Source organism: Ruegeria sp. HKCCD8929 (assembly GCF_013031405.1).
Classification (GTDB): Bacteria; Pseudomonadota; Alphaproteobacteria; order Rhodobacterales; family Rhodobacteraceae; genus Ruegeria.
Map to the genome: position 1 here is coordinate 1 of NZ_WPZY01000048.1, position 21,603 is coordinate 21,603.

General features: G+C 54.5%; 18 protein-coding genes and 3 pseudogenes. 13 read left to right on the forward strand and 8 right to left on the reverse strand.

Features of this window, described 5'->3' with window-relative positions; translation table 11 throughout:
• Positions 1-338 precede the first annotated feature (338 nt).
• The gene (locus tag GOX53_RS26380; RefSeq protein ID WP_171181709.1) at positions 339-2,258 is read right to left on the reverse strand and encodes a WG repeat-containing protein; all 1,920 of its coding nucleotides are present in this window, start codon (positions 2,256-2,258) and stop codon (positions 339-341) included.
• A 340-nt stretch (positions 2,259-2,598) separates the two neighbouring features.
• On the opposite strand from GOX53_RS26380, the pseudogene GOX53_RS26385 reads away from it, so the two are divergent.
• Positions 2,599-2,838 (forward strand): annotated as a pseudogene (locus GOX53_RS26385) (transposase); the annotation flags it as partial.
• A gap of 65 nt (positions 2,839-2,903) precedes the next feature.
• On the opposite strand, the gene GOX53_RS26390 reads toward GOX53_RS26385, so the two are convergent.
• The gene (locus tag GOX53_RS26390) at positions 2,904-3,800 is read right to left on the reverse strand and encodes a sugar kinase (RefSeq protein WP_171181711.1); all 897 of its coding nucleotides are present in this window, start codon (positions 3,798-3,800) and stop codon (positions 2,904-2,906) included.
• A 281-nt stretch (positions 3,801-4,081) separates the two neighbouring features.
• Here GOX53_RS26390 and GOX53_RS26395 point away from each other — a divergent pair, with 281 nt between their 5' ends.
• From GOX53_RS26395 to GOX53_RS26435, 9 genes are all read left to right on the forward strand, one after another.
• Entirely contained in the window at positions 4,082-5,125 is a 1,044-nt protein-coding gene (locus tag GOX53_RS26395; RefSeq protein WP_171181713.1) for a LacI family DNA-binding transcriptional regulator, read from the forward strand.
• A gap of 286 nt (positions 5,126-5,411) precedes the next feature.
• Positions 5,412-6,272, forward strand: a complete 861-nt coding sequence (locus GOX53_RS26400) for a phosphosulfolactate synthase (RefSeq protein WP_171181715.1) — start codon at positions 5,412-5,414, stop codon at positions 6,270-6,272.
• 291 nt (positions 6,273-6,563) lie between these two features.
• Positions 6,564-7,658, forward strand: coding sequence for a hypothetical protein (locus GOX53_RS26405; RefSeq protein ID WP_171181717.1), 1,095 nt, complete (start codon positions 6,564-6,566; stop codon positions 7,656-7,658).
• 195 nt (positions 7,659-7,853) lie between these two features.
• The gene (locus GOX53_RS26410; RefSeq protein WP_371810440.1) at positions 7,854-9,845 is read left to right on the forward strand and encodes a tripartite tricarboxylate transporter permease; all 1,992 of its coding nucleotides are present in this window, start codon (positions 7,854-7,856) and stop codon (positions 9,843-9,845) included.
• Between the two features lie 88 nt (positions 9,846-9,933).
• Positions 9,934-10,746 (forward strand): phosphosulfolactate synthase, encoded by an 813-nt coding sequence (locus tag GOX53_RS26415; protein WP_171181719.1) that lies wholly within the window; start codon positions 9,934-9,936, stop codon positions 10,744-10,746.
• 36 nt (positions 10,747-10,782) lie between these two features.
• The gene (gene uxaC / locus GOX53_RS26420; protein WP_171181721.1) at positions 10,783-12,189 is read left to right on the forward strand and encodes a glucuronate isomerase; all 1,407 of its coding nucleotides are present in this window, start codon (positions 10,783-10,785) and stop codon (positions 12,187-12,189) included.
• Between the two features lie 62 nt (positions 12,190-12,251).
• Entirely contained in the window at positions 12,252-13,619 is a 1,368-nt protein-coding gene (locus GOX53_RS26425; protein ID WP_171181723.1) for a mannitol dehydrogenase family protein, read from the forward strand.
• Positions 13,616-14,785: a mannonate dehydratase gene (uxuA, locus tag GOX53_RS26430; protein ID WP_171181725.1), complete on the forward strand. Its 1,170-nt coding sequence runs from the start codon at positions 13,616-13,618 to the stop codon at positions 14,783-14,785. The genes GOX53_RS26425 and uxuA overlap by 4 nt, the downstream gene beginning before the upstream one ends.
• Before the next feature lie 527 nt (positions 14,786-15,312).
• Positions 15,313-16,146 carry a hypothetical protein gene (locus GOX53_RS26435; RefSeq protein ID WP_171181727.1) on the forward strand — a complete coding sequence of 278 codons (834 nt, stop codon included), beginning with the start codon at positions 15,313-15,315 and terminating at the stop codon, positions 16,144-16,146.
• Positions 16,147-16,468: 322 nt separating this feature from the next.
• Here the strand turns inward: GOX53_RS26435 and GOX53_RS30395 are convergent.
• From GOX53_RS30395 to GOX53_RS26445, 3 genes and pseudogenes are all read right to left on the reverse strand, one after another.
• Positions 16,469-16,801: pseudogene (locus tag GOX53_RS30395) on the reverse strand (transposase); the annotation flags it as partial.
• Positions 16,802-16,818: 17 nt separating this feature from the next.
• Positions 16,819-17,037: pseudogene (locus GOX53_RS30400) on the reverse strand (IS5/IS1182 family transposase); the annotation flags it as partial.
• Between the two features lie 139 nt (positions 17,038-17,176).
• Positions 17,177-18,076: a DMT family transporter gene (locus GOX53_RS26445; protein ID WP_217351950.1), complete on the reverse strand. Its 900-nt coding sequence runs from the start codon at positions 18,074-18,076 to the stop codon at positions 17,177-17,179.
• 78 nt (positions 18,077-18,154) lie between these two features.
• Between GOX53_RS26445 and GOX53_RS26450 the strand changes: the two genes are divergently transcribed.
• The 3 genes from GOX53_RS26450 to GOX53_RS26460 all read left to right on the forward strand — a co-directional run bounded on the left by GOX53_RS26450 (position 18,155) and on the right by GOX53_RS26460 (position 19,475).
• Positions 18,155-18,409 carry a hypothetical protein gene (locus GOX53_RS26450; RefSeq protein ID WP_171181729.1) on the forward strand — a complete coding sequence of 85 codons (255 nt, stop codon included), beginning with the start codon at positions 18,155-18,157 and terminating at the stop codon, positions 18,407-18,409.
• 2 nt (positions 18,410-18,411) lie between these two features.
• On the forward strand, positions 18,412-19,029 hold the full coding sequence (locus GOX53_RS26455) for a LysE family translocator (RefSeq protein ID WP_171181731.1): 618 nt from the start codon (positions 18,412-18,414) through the stop codon (positions 19,027-19,029).
• 80 nt (positions 19,030-19,109) lie between these two features.
• On the forward strand, positions 19,110-19,475 hold the full coding sequence (locus GOX53_RS26460; RefSeq protein WP_171181733.1) for a hypothetical protein: 366 nt from the start codon (positions 19,110-19,112) through the stop codon (positions 19,473-19,475).
• 66 nt (positions 19,476-19,541) lie between these two features.
• Here the strand turns inward: GOX53_RS26460 and GOX53_RS26465 are convergent, their stop codons facing one another.
• The 3 genes from GOX53_RS26465 to GOX53_RS26475 form a co-directional block, all read right to left on the reverse strand.
• A complete protein-coding gene (locus tag GOX53_RS26465) occupies positions 19,542-19,679 on the reverse strand; it encodes a hypothetical protein (RefSeq protein WP_171181735.1) in 138 nt (45 codons plus the stop codon).
• Between the two features lie 160 nt (positions 19,680-19,839).
• A complete protein-coding gene (locus GOX53_RS26470) occupies positions 19,840-21,039 on the reverse strand; it encodes an oxidoreductase (protein WP_371810441.1) in 1,200 nt (399 codons plus the stop codon).
• A gap of 80 nt (positions 21,040-21,119) precedes the next feature.
• A complete protein-coding gene (locus GOX53_RS26475; protein ID WP_171181737.1) occupies positions 21,120-21,428 on the reverse strand; it encodes a helix-turn-helix transcriptional regulator in 309 nt (102 codons plus the stop codon).
• Positions 21,429-21,603 lie beyond the last annotated feature (175 nt).

Sequence of the window (21,603 nt, forward strand, 5' to 3'; positions counted from 1 at the left end):
CATGCGGTACCTGCGAATGGATGCTGCGTCAGCAAACGCCCGGAACGGCAACGGCAGCAAAGTCCCGCGTCCTACCAGTTCATGCGACGCATAGCGAAAGTCGATCCATCCCAGACCGGCCCTTGGTGCAGATCGCGGCGAAGGTGTCAGGAGAGCCCCACTGCGGAAGTCAACCACGTTGCCCGAATTCGCCTGTGCAGCGTGTCTGGAATCCGACGCTTTGCTGACCTTGAAAGCCCAGACGCCGGCCAAATGCCTGAGCGAGGTGATCAGATGTCGGTATCGAACCAATGCAAGGCACTTAGACCAAGACCCCGTCATGCGCCTTTAACTGCAACTCAGGGAAAAAACGGGAAGACAGAGTATGAAGCGCGGCTTTGCACGCCGTCACCAATCCATCTTGGGGGTGTTTCGCGCAACCCCAATCCGTATCTAAGGCCGGCACGCAGCCAAAGAACGCTGTTTTCAAATGGATCGTCGGCAAACTGTTCTGGGTAGTGATGCGATACCCGCATCGGATAGAATGCCTGAATGCAAGCAGGGACACTGCGAAATCGTCCGTTCGGACCAATCGGACACCATTTCCCGGCATCTTCCTTGGGTGCCCAGGCGACACCATTGCGATAACAACTTATCGCGCGGTGAATGGCCGGAACGAGAATTTCACCGTTTTCGCGTGCGATGCCAAACCGGTCGCCTTCATGGATGATGGTTGAGCCTCCGAGACAGGATAGCGCGCTTTTTCGTTGCTTATCCTCAATTGCAGATTCAACATCCGTTAGTGGCAAGCCGTACTCGTTGATTAGACTCATGCTATCATCGCGTTCCAGTGCAAAAACGGGCGCTCCGGCAATCTTTGAAATCCTGCCATTTGGCCGGACACGGTTAATACCGAGTGCGAGTGTGAATTGACCGTTCACATCAATGATGCCCCACTTCTCTTGTTCGCCGAGACCATCGGTCTGAACAACTGCATGGCCCATGTGGAATCTATTTGCGGACTTAAAAAAACGACTTGGTTCGAACAGCAATCGACCATTGGGGCGTACATAGGTCGAACGTGTATTGCGCTCGTTGACGTCCCCAAGAACAACAACGATTGGCGCCTGGCAATCCAAGTCGTGGGAACTCAACGCGGCCCCTGAGATTGCGCCATTGTCATTGGCGACCCCAAAGGCAACATGACCAACTGGCTCGGGCAAGGCGGGATTTCCCTCTATATCAGTAACGATGAAACTCGCACCCTGGCGCACCACCTTCAGGCCTTGGGGACACGAGGCGACAACGCTACCATCGGGTGCGCCATCCGGTATCAGCTCTCCGTTTTCAATCCAGTACCAAAGGCCATCGCGTTTCACCCGAGGTAAACCGCCAGACTCACCGGGCCGATCCGCTTTGTCATAAATCGGTTCGGCCACAACGGTCCCATCTGAACGGATTAGCCCACTCTTGCGTGATTGGTATGGTTCCGGGCCTCCAATCACTGCGTAGCCGTTCTCAAAGTAACTGAGCCATTCGTGCTGAAGTGGGATCGCGATATGGCCTTCTTCGTTGACAGCCCCCCATTTGGTATCCCTCACCACGGCAAGCCCATCGTGAAGAGCTTGAACGTGCCTGAAGCGAGGCTCAACAACCCACGCACCTTGTGCATCCATGAGGCCGTAGACCGAACCCGATGCCGTTGGGGAGGCCCAGATCAAGGAGGCGTTGCCATCAGCGGGGCGGCGAAACCATTGAAATTTGTGACTACCCTCACTCAACCGGCCATCGCGATGCCGGTAAAACCGAAATGAATCGAAAAGAAAATCCCCGTGCAGGCGCTGTGCTGCCCACGGCTCTGTGCTGTCATCGCGTTCGACCACCAATGCTGCGTCTCTGGCAAAGGGAATCGCTCGGTCAAACCTCGGCGGAATGACATATTGACCTTTGCGGTCGATGACACCGACGCCTTCACCTATCGCCGCTTCTGCGCGGGCCTCTTGAAAATCGCCAACAGCCTTAAATTGAGGAAGAACCACAATTTTTCCAGATGGATCAATGAACCCCCACAAGCCTTCAACTCGAACCGCCGCCAAACCATAGCGGAACGCGCGAGCTTTCTCGAACTTGTAGGGAATCTGGGTGTCGCCATCGGGGTCCACGTATCCACACAAGCCAAATACACCACCGCATGCAGGTTTCGGAAGGTCTGCAGATTGAGCAATTGAGCCAGTCAAAACTGTAAGTAAGGTTAGAATAGTTTGGACCCGTGAGCGCATAGTTCGTGCCTTTCAAAACATGAGGCTCCAAAGACTTAAGTCAGCGGCCCCTTAAATGCACGCTCCGAGGGCTCATTTACGCTAAATTGCCCGCCGCTAAAGCCTTGGGCAAAAGGCACTTGCATCTGATGTTCGCTATGCTTCCGCTTTGATCATAAGCTGCCGGCCGGGCTATTCTTGGCTGCAATTGCAGCGAACGGCGGTTTCGTCCGAATTTTTCCCAGTTCAAGCATGGTGCATGCGAGCGTCCGGTTTGAGAGGTTTGCGACGTGCTGCATGAGCGAAGTTGGCTTGTCCGATGAAGGGCAGCAAAGGGCTCCAAGGACCTGTTGAGGCTCGCCGCAGAGAGTGGCGCAGCACCAACCCGATCGAGCGTCTGAACAAGGAAGTGAAGCGCCGCGCCGATGTCGTCGGCATCTTCCCCAACGAGGCCTCGATCATGCGCCTCATCGGCGCAGTGCTGTTTGAGCAGAACGACGAATGGCAGACGCAGAACCGCTACATGCAGGTCGAAGCCTTCGCGCAGATCGATACCGAGGAGACCGATCCTATTCTCAGCATCACTACCCAAGCCGCCTGATCATGACCTCAGGCCACTCGCATAATTACACCACCTTGACGGACGTGACCATCTTACCTTCGCGATTACCGAACTATTGCTCCAGAAGCAGAGACGACTCTCGAAGCCAAGTTGTGACCAGCCAACATGCACTCAACTTCGCTTTGGCCCTGAATTTTTGCCGCGAGATATGCGCCATTGAAGCTGTCGCCAGCCGCTGTTGTATCGACCACGATTTCTGCTGTCTTGAATTTTGGGTGCGCGCATGGCTCAAGGTAAGGCGAAACTGGTCCTCGCGCTCCACGTTTTATCGCGCAGGCTTCCCATTTATTTTTTAGAAATCGAGAGATGACAGCGTCTTCGTTGGGTTCATCGAACAACGCCATCTCATCATCGATTGAGGGTAGCGCGATATCCGCGATGTCCCACATTTCAGAGACACATGCCTGTGCGGCATCCGTTCTTTCCCACAGTTGGGCGCGATAATTGGAGTCGAACGCGATCAGGCTTTGTCCGGATTCCGACAAAACCCGAAGCTCGTTCATCAGAGCCTGACGAGAATCTGGTTGGAGAATGGCCAGTGTGATTCCTGAGAGGTATACAATTCTTGAATTTGGAAGCGCTCGCGCATCTTCATGATCGGTAAACATTTCCCGTGCAGCGGAACTTGCGCGCCAGTAGGAGAAGGTGCGTTCGCCTGACGCGTCGGTGGATACTGCGTAGACCCCGATTTTTCGCTCAGGATTTGTCGATATCTGGTTTGTATCTATCCCCTCACTTCTGGCCGCATCAATAAAGCCAGCTGAAAGCGGGTCACGCCCAATGGTTGTCTTATACGCGACACTGCCCGGTTGGTTGAGCGCGCGCGCGCAATAAACCGCTGTGTTATATGTATCCCCGGCAAATCCCACCTTGAAGTCACCAGACGTTCCTTTGCGGATTTCGGCCATCACCTCTCCGATGGCGAGCAAGTTAAGCTTCAATTCGTCCTCTCCTGGGTTGTGTCGCCAACCAAATCTGAATTTGTACCATGATCTAACTTTATCTGATAACGTTATCAAGAATTGTTTGGCAAAGCTGACAAATGTATGATAATGTTCTCTGAATCAGTCCAAAGCACTCCGTAAGGCTGGCTGAAAGAGCTGACAAGTACCAACCCATTGGACCAAATGCCCACTGGGCGCTAACAATTTTACCGGACGACCAGACCAGGACTCTTCGGCCGGCAGGCGCCTTTGAGCGAAAATATGGCACGGGTAAATCGATGAAAAAAAGAGCAACGATAGTTGACGTCGCAAAAGAGTGTGGAGTGTCACAGGCAACTGTTGCAAGAGTTCTGAATGGACAAACCGGCATCCGCACCAAGGAGAGCACAAAAAAGCGTGTCCTGGCAGCCGCTAAAAAAGTCGGTTATCAGCGAAACGCAATAGCTGCCAACTTTAGGCTGCAGCAGACTAATTCGATTGCCGTATCCATCGCCGACATAACCAACCCGTTTTTTCCCGAGTTGGTGAAGGGCATTCAGGAGGTGTTGAGAGCGGAAGGTTACAGCGTCATTCAACTTTATAATGACTGGGACACAGACGTTGAGCAGGAGCACTTTGACTATATGGTGCGCACATGCGTGGAAGGAGCAATAATTTCTCCTTCAGCTTCTACAACCAGGTTTGACGCGCTCCAATCAACTCCATTTGTCCTTCTTTCCAACTCGGATAAATTCTCGATGCATGATACTGTCGGTAACGACAGTCGCAGCGGAATGCGTCTTGCTCTTGAACGATTGTACCAACTTGGACATCGGCGCATTGCCCTGTTCGTTGGTGGTTCCATGCGGTCTGGGTCAAACTGGAGGGCGGAACTCTTTCGTGAGTTTCATCGCGAAAGAGGGCTGTCAGTTGGCTCAGATTTGATATTAGAAAGTGACTACGGTGTCAGCTCAACATCTTCATTTGTTGCAGCGCGAAAGATCATGAATTCATTTCTTGACCAACCAGATCTGCCAACTGCGATATTCTCTTCAAATGACATTCTGGCGCTCGCGACACTGCAAGTCGCAAATGAAAAAGGGATCGACGTGCCCGACCGCCTATCCGTTGTTGGAATGGATGGGATTTTTTCGGGTGAGGTGAGTTATCCGCCGCTAACTACTGTTCAAAAAAATCGAAGAGAAATAGGCCGTACCGCAGCGGTTGCGTTACTGGACAAAATTAGATCTTCTAAAGAGGGGCCGGTAAGAAGACAATTGTTGGGCTGCAAACTGCTAGAGCGCGGATCAATGGGCCCAGCAACGTCAGGCAGCGTAGACTAGCAATCCGATTTTGGGTCCACGCCACCGGCTTTGGATGCATTTACAATGCGCCAAATGCGAACGCACCTTGACGCGCGTTTTGGCTCGCAAGATCAATTGCCGCCTTTACGCGGTTATCTTTCCTTCCATTTAAAGAATGCCGGACAACATGGGTACCCGGGGAATTGAATGTTGACTCTGCTCGAATCTATATGATAACGTTATCACGAAGCGGCGCGATAGTGCCCGATTGGCAGTGCAAATCGGCACCCTAGGCGCCCATAGGAAAATGAACGAGGAAAAAAAGATGTCCATGTCCAAGGTGTTCGGTCTGAGAGACATAGAGCCAAAACCTAGAACAACGAACCAGATTTGGGCCAAAGACGTGGGGTATGACGAAGCTCCCTGGTATCATGAGCGCATGGGCCTCACGGAGCTAGAGGATTTCCTGAACGTTGCGGGAGAACGCATTGATTATGTGAAAATCGCGACTACGCAGGTGTTGAATCACCCCGCAGAATGGGTGAAGCGCAAGGTTGAGCTCTACAAAAAGCACGACGTCCTGCCCTATCTGGACCACGGGTTCTTTCTTCGGGCTTACAAGAACGGGGTTGTCGACGAAGCTATCGAAGCGGGCGCTGAGCTCGGGTTTCCGGTGATCGAATTCATGAACACTTTTGGTGACGTCCCCGACGAACAACTCAAAGCGTGGCGCCAGCGCGCCACAGATTGCGGGATGAGTATAATCTACGAGCACCATCCCGAACGTGGGTGGCGGAAGGGCCGAGCCGACATTGTCGATGCACCGGCCACCGCAGCGGAAATCGCCCAAGGTGCGGAGCCGTTTCTGGCGCATGGTGCCTTCACGCTTTTGATCGACCACGAAGAAATCGAGATACAGGAAGATGCCGCAAAAGACGTGTTAAATGAAGTCCGCGAGATTTTGGGCAAGGATCGCGTAGCCTTCGAGGTGACTTCGACCAAAGAGGCGGAGATGTTGTGGTATACGAACTTGCTGGACTATTTCGAGATGTTTGGCAGCGACTGTAACGTCACCAACATCATGCCAAGTCAGGTCATGTTCATTGACCCACTAAGATCGGGTGAAAGACCGGCGAACCTTTTGTTCGACCGTTATCCGGAACTGAACCCGGTGCGTCACAAGTAGATTATGCGGCCGGGTGTGATAACGATATCACAATATTCGCCAACCAGAGCAGAAATAAGGGTGCTGCGACTGGGGGGCGAGCGAGAGGAGCAACATCAACGAACCGACCTGTAAATCGACAACGACATCGCGCGTTTCGGAGGGCTTGATTTCGGAATGCCGGCATTTGGTACCCGTTGGCGTCAACAAAATCCGCAGGGTAGCCAAACATCAATGGCGCTGAGGCATCATCCTCGCACCGCCAAACTGGTTTGCACTGAGGAGCTGCAACCAAATTCGGAGGAGAACAAAATGCTAAAGAAATCGCTAAAGACCATGTCCGGCGTAATTGCGGCAGGGGTGTTGTCGGTGTCGGCAGGCACCGCGCTTGCAGAGGTGAATTTTGAAGGTGAAACGGTATCGATCATCATCCCGTTTAAAGAGGGTGGCGGCACGTCGCGTACGTTCCGGTTTTTCCAGCCGTATCTGTCCAAATACCTGCCGGGCAATCCCGTAATCCAACTCCAGCACATGCCGGGTGGTGGTACGATCAAGGGCGCCAACTTTTTTCATGACAACCAGGAAACCGACGGAACAATTGCGCTTGCGACGTCGTCTTCGGTAAACATGCAGCAAGCGACCGGCAATCCGCTCGCAAAATTCGACCTGCTATCGTACGAACCTGTCTTGTCGCTTGCGACCACAACTCATTGGGTCACACACGCGGATTTGGCGGATGGCCCCAATGATATTTCCCGCCTTCGTGAGGCACCAGTTGCGCTCTTCCCGTTCAAGACGGCTGCCTCGGCGGATATGTTCCACCTCTGGATCTATAAAACGCTGGGCGTGGACGGGGCGCGTCCCATTCCTGGCTTGTCGAGCTCTGCTGGATATCAGTCCTTCCAGCGACGTGAGCTGCAGATGGCTTCGCACGGGACAGGGAATTTCCTTAAAACGATCAGCAAGGATATTGCCGATGGTAAAGTGCATCAATTCATGACCCTTGGCGTGCTGCAGCCCGACGGTTCGGTGCAGCGTCCGTCCTATTCGCCGGGCGCACTGACTTTCCCTGAAATGTACGAAAAAGTTCACGGCAAGCCGTTGGAAGGCGCAGAACGTGAAGCCTATGAGGTGATCGCGGCCAATTGGGGCCCAGCCTCGAAAGGCCTGGTATTGCCCGCCGGCACCCCTGCGGAAATCGTTGATGCATGGCGGAAGGCTGTCGAGGAAATGACCAGGGATGCCGAATTCATTGAAGCTGCCCCCAAGAATATCGGGCCTTTCCCGGTCGTGATCGGCGAAGACGTGCGCGGCATCATCGGCAAGGCTGTCGACCTCTCTGACGCGAGCAAGCAGCAGTTTAATGACGCGATTGCTCACTTCAATCTGACCTATCGTATCGAGTGAATTCGAAGCAGGAAAGGTGAATTGAACTGGCCCCGGTTTTTTGTTCGGGGCCAGTCGTCTCTTAAACGCTCTGCATAAGCATTGTTACAGCATCATCAGAGGTTTGATGCTCGCCTGCGGGACTCCAGGTGCGCTGTAACAAGTAGCGCCGAACTATGCAGTGTACGATCAATTAGACTTACGAAAGAGGTCGATGTGGAACTTGAAATGTTCATCTCAGCGCTTACGCAGCTGTTCCAGATTTCCCATTTCCCCTATCTCATGGCTGGGGTGCTGCTTGGCATGACGTTGGGCATTTTACCCGGCCTTGGCGGAACGTCAGGCCTGGCAATCCTGCTTCCCTTTGTTTACACGTTCGAGCCAAGTGTTGCCCTGGCGATGATGGTCGGCGTGTTGGCGCCCACGACCACGTCGGATACCTTTCCGGCGATTTTGCTGGGCATCCCAGGAACAGCGGGTTCGCAGGCGACAGTCCTGGACGGCCACCCCCTGGCCAAGAAAGGTCAGGCTTCCAGAGCCTTGTCCGCCGCTTTCCTTTCATCGCTGGCCGGAGGGTTATTCGGGGCCGTGATCCTGAGTATCTCGATCTTCTTCGCGAAACCGCTAATCATGTCCTTTGGCTTTGGCGAGCAGTTCCTCCTTATCATCCTGGCTCTTCTCATGATCGGCGCATTGACCGGCGCTAATTTTCTTAAAGGTCTGGCCAGTTGCGTGATTGGCCTTGTGATCGGTACGATTGGCCTGGCCCAAATCACCGGCGATCCGCGATATTCCTTCGGAACATTGTACCTCTCAGATGGGTTTCCACTTGTCGTAATGGGTCTGGGCCTCTTTGCGGTGCCGGAAATTGTTAGTCTTCTTCAGTCAAAATCCACGGTTGCGGGCGGCGGGAAGCTTGAAAAAGGCTGGTTGCGCGGCATGCGTGATGCCGTCAGAAATTGGTTTCTGATTATCCGGTGCTCGACTGTTGGTGTGCTTGTAGGGGCTTTGCCGGGACTTGGCGGAACCGTCGTCGACTGGATCGCCTATAGCCATGCCAAGCAGACGGTCAAAAACCCTGAGACGCTCGGCACCGGAGACATCCGCGGCGTGATCGCACCGGAATCGGCTAATAACGCCAAAGAGGGCGGGGCGCTTATTCCGACGATCCTGTTCGGGATCCCTGGATCCGGGAACAAGGTACTCCTACTTGGCGGCCTGGTTCTCGTCGGGATCGAGCCTGGCATCGAGATGGTCACGACCCAGCTGGACATCACCTATCTGATAATATGGTCGTTGGCCGTAGCAAACGTGGTTGGTGCAGGTCTGTGCCTATTTTTGGCGCGGCCAATGGCGCAGCTTACCCGCGTTCCATTCTTCATTCTGGCACCCATCCTGGTTGTTCTGATCTTCTTCGCCACCTTTAACAACGGCCGCGACTGGATCGATTTTGTGGCCTTGATGTTGTTCGGTGCGGTGGGCGTGATGTTCAAGACTTACGGCTGGTCGCGACCAGCACTTTTGATCGGTTTTTTCCTGTCATCAAAAATCGAATTGCTAAGTTATCAGGTTAGCGCAGCTTACGGTCTGTCCTTCTTGTTTCGCACCGGGTCGATCATTCTGATCATTCTGGCATTTGGCACGATATTCCTGCTTTTGCGGCAAAAAATGACACCAGATGGCAAGTCAACCGTGGAAGAAGCAGGAAAACAGACCATGTTCACCTGCCTTGTGGCATTGTTTCCACTTACCATGATCCTTCAGGTCATGAGCCTGGATTTCCGCGCCAGCGTCTATCCAATCGCTTTGAGCAGCGTGTTGCTGTTGCTGCTTGCGGCCATTGCCTGTCTGCAAATGATGCAGCAAAGACCAGAAATGCAACGCGTGATTGACTCTAATGCAGCCTTGCGGACCATGTCCCGAAACATTTTTGAGAACCATGGCACCCTGTTTGATCAGGTACGTGCTTTTGCGTTGATCCCCGTGTTCCTTTGTCTCGTCTTCCTGCTTGGTTTCCCAATTGCTGCCGTGGCTTTGATCAACGGGTTCATTCTGCTGCACGACCGTAGCAAGTATCTCATATCGATCACTGTCTCGGCGGCCGTACTGATCATCCTCTGGACGCTTTCAGGCGTGCTGACGCTTCAATACCCGGCCGGCATAATTGCCGATTTCATCCCGCTTCCGTGGTGGTTAGGTGGCCGCTGAGAAGCCATTGCAGACTTCTTGCCGCTTCTGTGGTGGCTGGGTGGTCGCCGAGAAACCGCGGCCACGTCAATTCGAATAGGAAACAAACATGACAAGTGAAAAGAGCTTTGTAGAAGCGCGCAATGGCATGATCGAAAGACAGGCCAAGCCGCGCGAACGCGGCATCAACTATGTCCGTGCGCCCAAGATTCTGGGCCAGTATTTTGCGGATTACCTGACCTGCTACGGCGCGCTGACCGATGTCGTCAAGCTGGGTACCAACCAGTTGACCTTCATTCCAGAAGACGAGATCAAAAAGGTGATCCGGCGCAGTCATGACCATGGTGTACGTGTCGCAGTAGGCAACCCGATCATGGATCAGGCGCTGAGCGCGGGATCACAGGCGACCCGAGAGGTCATCGACTACGCCGCCGGGCTGGGCGTTGACGTCATGGAAATCTCAGTCATCGCCCGCACCATTGACGACGAAGATCTGGCGGATCTGTTGGATTATGTGAACGGTAAAGGCATGAAGCCGATCGTCGAATGCGGACTGTCCTTTGCCCACGAACCGGTCGTTGACGGACGCACCTTTTCCAAGCGCAAGAAGGCACAGGCGAAACGTGCAATGGAGAATGGGGCTTGGAAGATCTTGATTGAGGCCGAAGGTGTATTCGAAAACGTGAAGTTGGGCGAGGAACGCTGGGATTTCGTCGATGAATTCGCCGCGGATTTCGAGGTTCGTGACCTCATGTTCGAGGCGGACGATCAGGACGTCATGTCCTATTACGTCAACGCCTATGGGCCGAAAGTGAACGTATTCGTGGACAATTCGCAGGTCATGCAGATCGAAGCCGCACGGCGCGGTTACGGGCCCTGTACGCTGACTTGGGCAAAAGCAGCTGTGTTTTTCAAAGACTAAGCTGAACAAACAGCGCCAAGAAAAGAGACAAGAGCATTGAAACTTCTTGATGACGATCGGCTATTCCCGGTCAACCCAAAAGGTTTGGGATTGGCCCGGGCACTCTTTGCAAGCATCCGTGACCTACCAATCGTGAGCCCGCACGGCCATACGGACCCTGCCTGGTTTGCAAGGAACGAGCCATTTGAGAACCCGGCGGCCCTATTTGTGACTCCAGACCACTATGTTTTTCGGATGCTTTATTCGCAGGGCGTTCGGCTGGAGGATCTGGGCTTGAAGCCGATTGACGGCGCTGCCTTCGAAACGGACCCAAGAGAGATTTGGAGGCGTTTTGCCTCCCACTACTGTCTGTTTAGGGGCACGCCGTCGCGTCTTTGGATCGACCATTCATTGCAAGAGGTTTTTGGGGTCAGTCAGGTTCTGTCAAACGATACAGCCGACGAAATTTATGACCAGATTGCGCATTCTCTGACGCAGCCAGAGTTTCGACCGTGTGCCTTATTCGATCGCTTCAACATCGACGTAATCGCCACGACCGAGGGCGCGCTGGATACGCTCGAGCACCACGCCTCGATTGCGAAATCCGATTGGAGCGGACGCGTGATCACGACCTATCGGCCCGACGCCGTGATCGACCCGGATCACCCGCAATTCTCGGCAAACCTCCAGCGCCTTGCAGAGATCACCAACTGCGAGACGACCACTTGGCAGGGGTATCTGGACGCTCATCGGGTCCGGCGCAAAGTCTTTCAAGAACATGGCGCAACAGCGACCGATCACGGCCATCGCACGGCGAGAACGGCCAACCTGTCTGCTGGCGAGGCAGAGGTGCTGTATGATGCCGTTGTCAGCGGGACGCATACACCGGAACAAGCTGAACTTTTTCGGGCGCAAATGCTGACCGAAATGGCAAAAATGAGCCAGGATGACGGGATGGTCATGCAGATCCACCCGGGATCGTACCGAAACCATTCTTCGGAGGTCTTCAGGCGATTTGGGGCTGACAAAGGTTTCGATATTCCTCGCAGAACCGATTACGTAAGCGACCTGCGGCCCTTGCTGGACGTTGCCGGACACGACCCGAATTTCACACTCATTGTTTTTACACTGGATGAAGCTGCCTATGGTCGCGAGCTGGCGCCACTGGCGGGCGTTTATCCAGCGCTAAAACTTGGTCCTGCTTGGTGGTTTTTTGACAGCGCCGACGGGATGCGCCGGTTCCGCGAGCTGACCACGGAAACCGCCGGGTTCTACAACACGGTCGGCTTCAACGACGATACCCGCGCTTTCTGTTCCATCCCGGCGCGTCATGACGTTGCGCGCCGCGTGGATTGTGCCTTCCTTGCCTCGCTGATCACATCTGGTCGCCTGCGGGAGGACGAGGCATTCGAACTGGCAGAGGACCTTACCGTCAACCTCGCAAAACGGGCCTATCGGCTATGAAATCAGTAAGTAAAAATAGGCTGTGCAGAGCTGAACCCGCTCCCAAAACCGGAATTGTACATTTGGGGCTTGGCGCCTTTTTCCGAGCGCACGGCGCGATCTACATTAAGGAAGCCATGGCGCAGTCAGGAGGCGACTGGGGTGTCATTGGTGTCTCGCTAAGGTCCACGGGTGTTCGTGACAAGCTGGCTGACCAGGGTTGCCTCTATACTGCACTGGAATTGTCAGGTCTGGGGCTGAAGTCTCAGGTCGTCGATGTTGTTACATCCGTCCTCGTTGCTCCCGAAGGTCCAAACGCGGTTCTTCAGGAAATGGCCGCCGAAGCAACCCGGATCGTCAGTCTGACGATAACGGAAAAAGGTTACTGTCGCGGTGGCGGAGATGCGGCGCTCGACTTTGAGCATCCGGATATCAAGCATGATCTGCAAAACCTCGCGCCAAAATCTGCGCCGGGCTTTCTGGCTCGTGCCCTGGGAATGAGATGGCGTCAGGGACTGCGCCCGTTCACGGTCCTGTCTCTGGACAACTTGCCATCCAATGGCCAATTGACCCGGCAGATCGTCTGCGAATTTGCTGCGCAGATCGACCCGGACCTGGCGCGTTGGATCGAAACGGAGTGCAGATTCCCATGCAACATGGTCGACAGGATCGTGCCTGCCGCGACCAAAGAACTGATTGATCGCGCGACCAGCACCACCGGGTACTACGATACCGCAGTCGTGGCGCACGAACCGTTCCGGCAATGGGTGATCGAAGACGACTTCGTTGATAGCGCGCGGCCTGATTTTGAGGCTGTCGGTGCAGAGCTGGTCCATGACGTCGCTCCGTTTGAGCATATGAAGCTGCGAATGCTCAATGGTACTCATTCCGCGCTCGCCTATATTGGCAGTCTAGCGGGGTATGAAACCGTCGCAGAGGCCATCCGCGACGAAGGTATCGAGAAGTTTATTGAAGCCTTGTGGCGCGAAGAGATCGCGACATCTCTGGACGCGCCGCCAGACACGGACCTGAACGATTACGCCGCGCAGCTAAAATCGCGCTATCAAAACCCGGAAATCCGCCATCTGCTGGAACAAATCTCCATGGACGGCAGCCAGAAATTGCCGCAGCGCATTTTGGCGCCGCTGTTCGAGAATCTAGCGGCAGGGAAGCCATATCAAAGGTTGCTGGTGGTTGTGGCCGCCTGGTTCCGGTATATCGAAAGCCGTTCAAAAGATGGGCAAGCAGGGCTCAACGACCCTGTGGAAAAGCAGTTATTGCAGGCCGCCAGAAACGCATCAAACGATGCCGAGCTGGTAGAGCGCTTGCTACAAGTGGCCCCTGTTTTTGACGACCTACCGACCCATCGGATCGCCGGCGCATTGGTCGCCATCCTGGGGCATGTTGGCAATTTTCACGACACCGCACGCCTTGAAGGAAACCGGCAATGAAAGAAACTTGGCGTTGGTATGGACCCCTAGATCAGGTTCAGCTCTCTGAAATTCGTCAAACGGGCGCGGCAGGCATTGTCACCGCTTTGCATGAGATCCCTTATGGCGAGGTTTGGCAACGCAACTCAATCTCCAAAAGACGCGACAAGATTAAGGCCGCTGGATTTGAATGGGATGTGGTGGAAAGCTTGCCACTTCACGAAGATATCAAGCGGGGCACCGGGGATCTTGCGTCGCTTTTTGCCAACTACCGGCAGTCCATGGCAAACTTGGCCGCAGAAGGTATTCATACCGTTTGCTACAACTTCATGCCACTCTTGGACTGGACGCGCACTGAGTTGAAATCACCGGTTGCAAATGGCGGCACTTGCCTGCGCTTCTCTGCGTTTCGGATGGCCGCATTCGAGATTTGCATGTTGGATCGAGCGGAAGCAGAAAACGATTACCCCGCCGAGGTGATCGCAAAGGCGCACGAATGGTACGTTGCTTCGAGTGACGAAGATCAAAAAGAGCTGCTGAACTCGATCATGTCTGGCATGCCGGGCGCCTATGACCGCTATGATATTGAGGGACTGCAGCGCGCGCTCTACACCTATCGAGGCATGAATGCTGCGGATATTCGGGCAAATTACCAACGCTTTCTGCACGAAGTCGTTCCAACCGCTGAGGATCTCGGGCTGCGATTGTGCGTACATCCTGATGACCCGCCGCGCGACATTCTCGGTCTACCGCGTATTGTTTCGGATGCCGATGATATCGCGTGGATCATGAACGCCTATGACGCACAGGCCAACGGCCTGACGCTTTGTTCCGGGTCGCTGGGCGCAAACCCCGAAAACGATGTTGTGGAAATTGCGCGCAAGCATTCCGACCGGGTCCACTTTGCCCACCTCAGAAATGTACGCAATGACCCGGATGGCTCTTTTGAAGAGGCCGAACACTTGCGTGGGGACACGGACATCCCAGCCTTGTGCCGCATTCTGTTAGAGGAGGAAAAGACGCGGAAGTCTGCAGAGCGCCGAGATTGGCAAATCCCGTTCCGTCCCGACCATGGTCACGAACTTTTGTCTGACCCTCAAAAGAAGACATTTCCGGGTTACCCTTTGATTGGAAGGCTTCGGGGTCTGGCTGAAATTCGCGGAGTATTGCACGCCTTGAGCGCCTGAGTGGCAGCTACAAAAAACCAAAAGATGAAAATCGGAATCTAGATGGTAAGCCGCCATTCGTTGCAGATCAGAATGCGGTGGGTTTGGGCTCTTTGCCGCCCAATGCTCAAGCAGCAATATGCTCAGTGAAGACGGACCGGAACCGGTCATCGACAGATCAGACCAAACCATTGACCTTCGTCAGTCTCGATCCGCGCGCCGCCATTCGCTTGGCTAGTGCGGTCGTTCGCGCTATGAGCGGCGAAGCATATCTTCGAGCCCAAAGTCACCGATGCTGTAGAGCGCGCGAGTGTCTGCTATCAGAAGGAAGGCCAAAAACGTGACAAAATCAAAAGTGGTTTTGCCAAGGGTTTGTGGCACATGATGTTTCAACGATTTCGGTCATGGCGCGACGAGTGACAAAACGACTGTTTTGACAAACCAGTTTTAGCATGGGGATTATGTCTGGTGTACAGGCGAAGCTTGTCGGATCGCGAACAAGAGCGTTAAGCTGTTGGCATTTCACTCAGTCATTTTTGGAGGCTAAGTTGAGCATTCTTTCGAGTCTTAGGTCCGTTGACGCCGCTTACATCGCCCTGTCAGATCAGGATCAGCGATCCCGGCAACGTAAGCTTGCCTTTTGGATCGGGATTATGGCCATCGGGCTAGCGCCCGCCGTTCTATGGATAGACAGCCTATTTCCGCCCGGTTGTTATCGCAAAAGCATCAGTGCTTATTTTTACGAACCACGCTCTGGCCCCGTTTTCGTGTTCATTCTTGCCTTTGTTTCGGCGTTTATGTTTCGCTACCGCGGCGAAAACAAATGGGACGGCATGCTTGCAACGGCTGCTGCTGCTTTCGCGATCATTGTCGCGATTGTGCCGACTGAGCTAGACGTTTTCTGTACCGATAGCGGGCACCAAGTCGACTTGCGCGGCAGTATCACATATGCGCTCGACACGCCGAGTGCGCTGGCAATAGATGCGACGCTTTTTGCGTCTGTTTCCGATGGTGCAGAGCGATTGAGCATCGAAAACCCGCAAGAGCTGTTCGCAAGCGCGGTTCTATTGCACATCGGCGCGGCTGTAATGTTGTTGTTGATCCTTCTTTACTTCACCGCAATCGCGTTTCGTCGAAAACGGGCGGAGGACTTTGTGGGCGACAGCCTTCGTTGGCAGAAAAAAATTCGCAATAGCATCTATGATTTTTGCAGTGTGCTGATGATCACCAGCCTGGCGCTAGCAGGCGCTGGATTTATTGGCTTGGGCGCAGACTGGTCCTTACACCCGATCTTCCTTGGCGAAGCAGGCGCGCTAGTCGGGTTTGGCATTGCGTGGCTGGTGAAAGGCCGATTCTGGTTCGGCTGGCTCGACAGCGTATGAGTTAGCAGAGATAGGGGGCGAGGCGATGCTATTCGACAGGGGTGGTGCGGCCCGCAGGCGTAGCCGAGGACACGGCCTTGTCTAATGGGGTTGCCCGGGGGGAGGGCGGCGCCCTCACCCGTCGGCCAGGTGCGTTTGGCTTGTCCGAATCCCGCTGGCCCAAGAAACAAGAGCGGCGGGACCAGTGGCCCCGCCTCAATTCATCTCGCTATGCAGAAAATGTCCGGTTTGAGCCGATTCCGTTGAAAAACTCTTTGGTTTGGGCACGTCTGTGTGAGATTTCGCTTTGATTTTGTTTGGATGTACAAGCCTCACCCGCGTTTCATCCTGTCGCGGGCAGCATGGGCTTGAGCTTGGCCAGTTTCCGGAGGTTCTGGGCGGTGGCTGCGAGGGTAAACTCGTCTTGAGCGCCGCAGGGCCCTCGTAATCGGAGGCGACCCAGCCCGAGGGTGCGTTTGAGGTGGGCGAAGAGCATCTCGACCTTCTTGCGCCGCCTCTGGGCAGTTGGATTGAACTCTGAGGCCGTGCATTGGCGGGTGAAGTCTCGGACGATCTCGTATTTTTCGCGATGAATGGCGCGGACTTCCGATTTCGGGCAACACTTGGCTTTTAGTGCGCATCCCGTGCAATCGGACTTCAACGCCCGATACTTGCGGGCGCGCCAACTCGGGGCATACCGAAGCAATACCCAATCAGCAGCATCCGGATCAGCAGTTCGGGATCAACCGACGGGCGGCCAGTGTGGCTGTAGAAACCCGCCAGATATGCGCGGACGCTGGTCAGATCAACGAACCGATCAATCGACCGCAGCAGATGATCTCGGGGAACGTGATCTTCCAGCGAGAACTCGTAGAAGAGCGCCGCTTGTGTTTCCTGCCTTGGCCCCAGCATGGTAATTCCCCCAAGCCTGTTGAAGGAATTGAATCAGCGACTTACGCCTCAATCAAGGAAGAGTTTTTCAACGGAATCAGCCCAAACCTACTAACTTGCTGTGGTGCAGCGAATGGCCGCTCTCGAAGCGTGTAAGCGACTAAGCTCGTTCTTTAATCGCTTCCCGGTGAACAATATACAGCGCCGACCCGATGATGATCGCTGCACCGATCAAGGTGAACACATCAGGCACCTCATCGAAGATGAAGTAGCCCAGGATCGCTGCATAGATCAATTGCGTATACTGCATGTTGCCGATCACGCTTGCCTCTCCAAGGCGAAGTGCCTTAACCCCGACCCATTGACCGACGGTCGCAAGCACACCCATCGAGACGAGGAAGAACAGGCCGAACAGATCAGGTGTGACCCACAGCCAGATCAAAGGGATACCAGCCAACAGTCCGACGAACGCAGCTTGATAGAACAGCAGGGTTGCGGTCGACTCTGTTTGAGAAAGCCATCGTACGGAGATGACAGCAAGAGCTGCCCCTACGGCCCCTGCCAAAGGGATGAGCGCATAGATGTTTATCAGACCATCGACGCCTGGCCGCATCACCGCTACGACGCCAATGAATCCGACCAGCACGGCTGATATCCGATGCCAACCGACAGGTTCCTTCAGGAACCACATGGCCAGAAGCGCAACAAAGAACACCTGGGCGAACGCGAGCGTGATAGCCGTTGTGAGGGGCAGAGCCGCCACCGCCCAGATGCTCGTGGACAAGGCCACGAAAGCCCCAAGCAATCTCACACCATGAAGTCCAGGATGCTTGGTTTTCAGGGCCTCAGGGAAGTCTTTGGCGATGGTCGGGAGGGACGACAGGAAAACCACGATTTGACGGAAGAACAGAATTTGAAGCACGTGGTACTCAGTGACCGCGAACTTCGCCATTGCAGCGACCACGGCAAACAATCCCGTTGCCAAAAGAGCCCAGAGTATCCCCTGAAGGTTCGTCAATGAACCGCTTCCCATGGTCGAGGGTCCTGCTACTTTACTCATCTGGGACTCTCTGCTTGCATGTAAAATGGTAAACTGGTACCAATATACCGAAATGTAAAGAGCCAATGCGGGGTGAGCATGAGCAGAGAGAAAAAGAAGATCGAACGGGTGCAGACCGGAGTTCGGATCGAGAAGCGGGTTCTTCAGGTTCTGAAGGCCATTTCGGCGAAGCATGACATTGGTCTGGGTGATCTCATCGAGGGCATCGTGTTGCACAGCTTCGAGGGCAAACCGCCGTTTGGGGAGGAGGGCCTGGCCTTCATTGAGCAGATGAGAGCCGCCTATGGCCTCGATCTGACTGCCGAAGACAGCCACATGCTGACCGAGAAGTAGTCATGGAGCTCGGTTGGGATTTTCTCGTGTTCGTTGGAGCACTGAGCGTTGCTGCGTTTTTACCTGGGCCGGGCCTTGCAGCGATTGTGGCCACCGTCTTGGCCAAAGGGGCTCGTAGCACAACATGGTTTTGTGTGGGTGTAGTACTGGGCGACATTGTATGGCTTTCACTGTCGCTTGGTGGACTGGCGATAATGGCTCTGCAAATCCCAGCAATTCTCAACGTCATCAAATGGGCTGGTGTTGTGTACCTGCTTTGGCTGGCCTGGTCGGCCTGGAACTCCGATGTTCACCTTAGGGACGGCGAAGCGGAGACTGAAGGCCGAAGCCGGATCGTTCGTGTACTAGCGGGGTTCGCAGTCACTTTGGGGAACCCCAAGGCCATGCTCTTCTACATAGCACTTCTTCCAAGCCTGATCAGCCCTGGCAGCCTCTCCGTGGGTGCTGTCGTGCCGCTTTACCTCGCAGTGGTTGTGATCCTGGGCATATCCTTTGCCACTTACTCCCTGGCAGCCGAGGCGGCCCGGCGAACGATGAGAAGCACCCGTGCCGTGAGGGCTGTGCACAGAACAACCGCAACGGCCCTTGGTGGTGCTGCGGCCTGGATTGCTAGTCGATAAGCCCGCCGGTCTCTTGAATCTGTTACTGTGGTACCATAGTGTCGCGGTAACAATTCAAATTGACCTTGTAGGAGTTATCCATGACACCGAAACTTGCACTAGCCGCCGCAATGGTTTTGGGAATTGGCATTGGACTTACGGCCCCAACCGTCGTCGCGTTCGCCCAAAGCAATGGACACGGGCATTCATCCAACGGCCACGCAGCAGCACCCACTGGCGAAGCGTTCATGCCAATAATCCGTTCGGCTAACGTAGACGTGCAATATCCACCACATCTCGCTATCCAACTCTTTACTGCCGAAGGGGAAAAGCTCTGGGTCGGGGATCGGGGATGGAACCCAACCTATCTTCGCGGGGATGGATTCCACAGAGGGGACGCCTTTGCTGTCGGACCTTTCACTTTCATCACCACGGCGTACGACCAAGAAGCAGGACTGGCTGAATAAATCCGCTTATTCCCTGGAAACAACATTGCCCTCATCCGAGTCGAAGCCGTACCAAAAGGCAGTGGCTCAACCGCGACCGTGACCTTCGAAATGACAAGCCTGGGAGAGGAAGGCGACGCGCGTGTCGCTGCTGAGGCCGAAGGGTTTGAGCAGGAAATGGCAGACTGGGAAAACCGGATTGCCCGATTTGATGATGAAATCCACGCCTGGCTCGCTTCCCGGAACTGAACCAAGGCGCTACCAAAATGAGCAGCATGGAGAGCTTTTTGGCGATCCTTGCGGGACTTGTCATGGTTACGTCACCGCAAGGTCCGGCAAACGTTGCCGTCGCTGCAGCCGCTAACGGCTTTGGCATCAGACTTCTTCAACCGAACCGAATTCGCCAATCGACACAACGCTCAGAATCCCGTTTTTCGTAGGCTTCCAAAGCGTCTGCCGGACTCTGGTCGAACTGGTCTTCGCTGTCTTCACCCAGGGCTGTCAGCCGCATTGAATACCACGCGGTGACACCTCCCCGCGGCGGATTTTCGAAAATCGGAAACTCTGGATCCCCACCTTTCTCGCTCAACCAGGTATTCGCCAGAGTTGGGTCGAGCGCCATTGCACGTGCAACGCTGATAGCGTCAGCTGATCCGTCACGCAAAGCCTGCGCAGCCTGATCTCGGGTCTCAAATCCACCGGTCAAAGCGATTGGAATGTTCGTCACTTTCTTGGCCCGTTTGGCAAAGTCGATAAAATAAGGACCCGACGAAGAGGTGCCGTCGGAACTCGATGCGGCGCCAGGGAAATAGGTACCGCCGCTGACATCGATCAAGTCCACTGATGTTTTGTCAATGAGCCGCACGACTTCCAATGCATCTTCCGTTGTAAGGCCGCCTTCGAGTTTGTCGGTTGAATTGATCTTGATACCAATCGGATACGCCGGTCCTACCGCCTGCCGAACTGCCTCGATGACTTCGTGAATGATCCGGAATCTGTTCTCGACTGACCCGCCATATGCATCGGTCCGGTGGTTGAAAAGCGGCGACAGGAACTGGCTGAACAGAAACCCGTGACCGGCGTGGATCAGAACACCCCCAAAACCAACTTCTTTCGCGAGAGCTGCCGCTTGCGCATAGGCTTGGGGCAGCGCATGGATTTCATCCAATGTCATGCCGTCGCATTGCAATCCTTCAACGTCCAACGGAGACGGTCCTTTAGGGGTACTGATTGGCCCATGTGCCAGCGCACCGGCGTGACCAAGCTGTGGCCAAATATGCGCGCCGTTCACCGATCCGCACTTGGCCAGCTTCTGCATGGCGGATAAATCCGCGTCTGGCACCAACACCAGGTTGCCGGGCTTCTCAGGATAGTGCGGGGTTACCTGCACCTCTCCAATCAACGACAACGCAGCGCCCCCTTCGGCCCATCTTTCGTAGAGCCGCATCTGCGGTTCGGTAGGGCTTCCCCTGCCATCACCCAAAGAGTCAGACATTGCCGACTTCAACAATCTGTTCTTCAACTGCCCGCCACATGGAAGGTCGAGTGGCTGACCCAGCAGTTTGGTTATGTCTTCATCCTTCACTTCATCCCTCCATCGGAATATTTCGATATATCACTTCAATTTGGCAAACGTCTGCATGAGGTGCCTTCACTTCCCGCGAACTAAGGCTTCAAAAGCTCGTCCTGCATCGCGGCGAAAAACGCCTGAATGTTTTCCTCATCACGTCGGTAGAACGTCCATTGCCCATGGCGCTCCGAGATCACAAAGCCTGCCTGTTTCAGGAGTCCCATGTAGTTTGAGATAGTGGACTGAGAAAGCTTCGCCTTTTCCTGGATGTACGCAACGCATACACCTTCAAGGTCATCGTGGCCCGGTAGGGCGGGTGGAAAGTTTGAGCGATCCTTTAGCCACTCCAGAATCTGACGGCGAATCGGATTGTTCAAAGCTGATATTGATTGCTCTAAGTCCATAAATCGAGATATCTCGATATACAGTTTGAAGTCAAGCTCTCAGACTGACTGCCTTCAAAGCGGCCCTTCGCAAATGATGCATGAATCACAGCAAGGTCCCGCGACTTGATCCTTGTCGCCTAAAGCCTCCCGCCATTAACCTGAGACATAGCCGGCAGCCTTGAAGTAGTTCCAG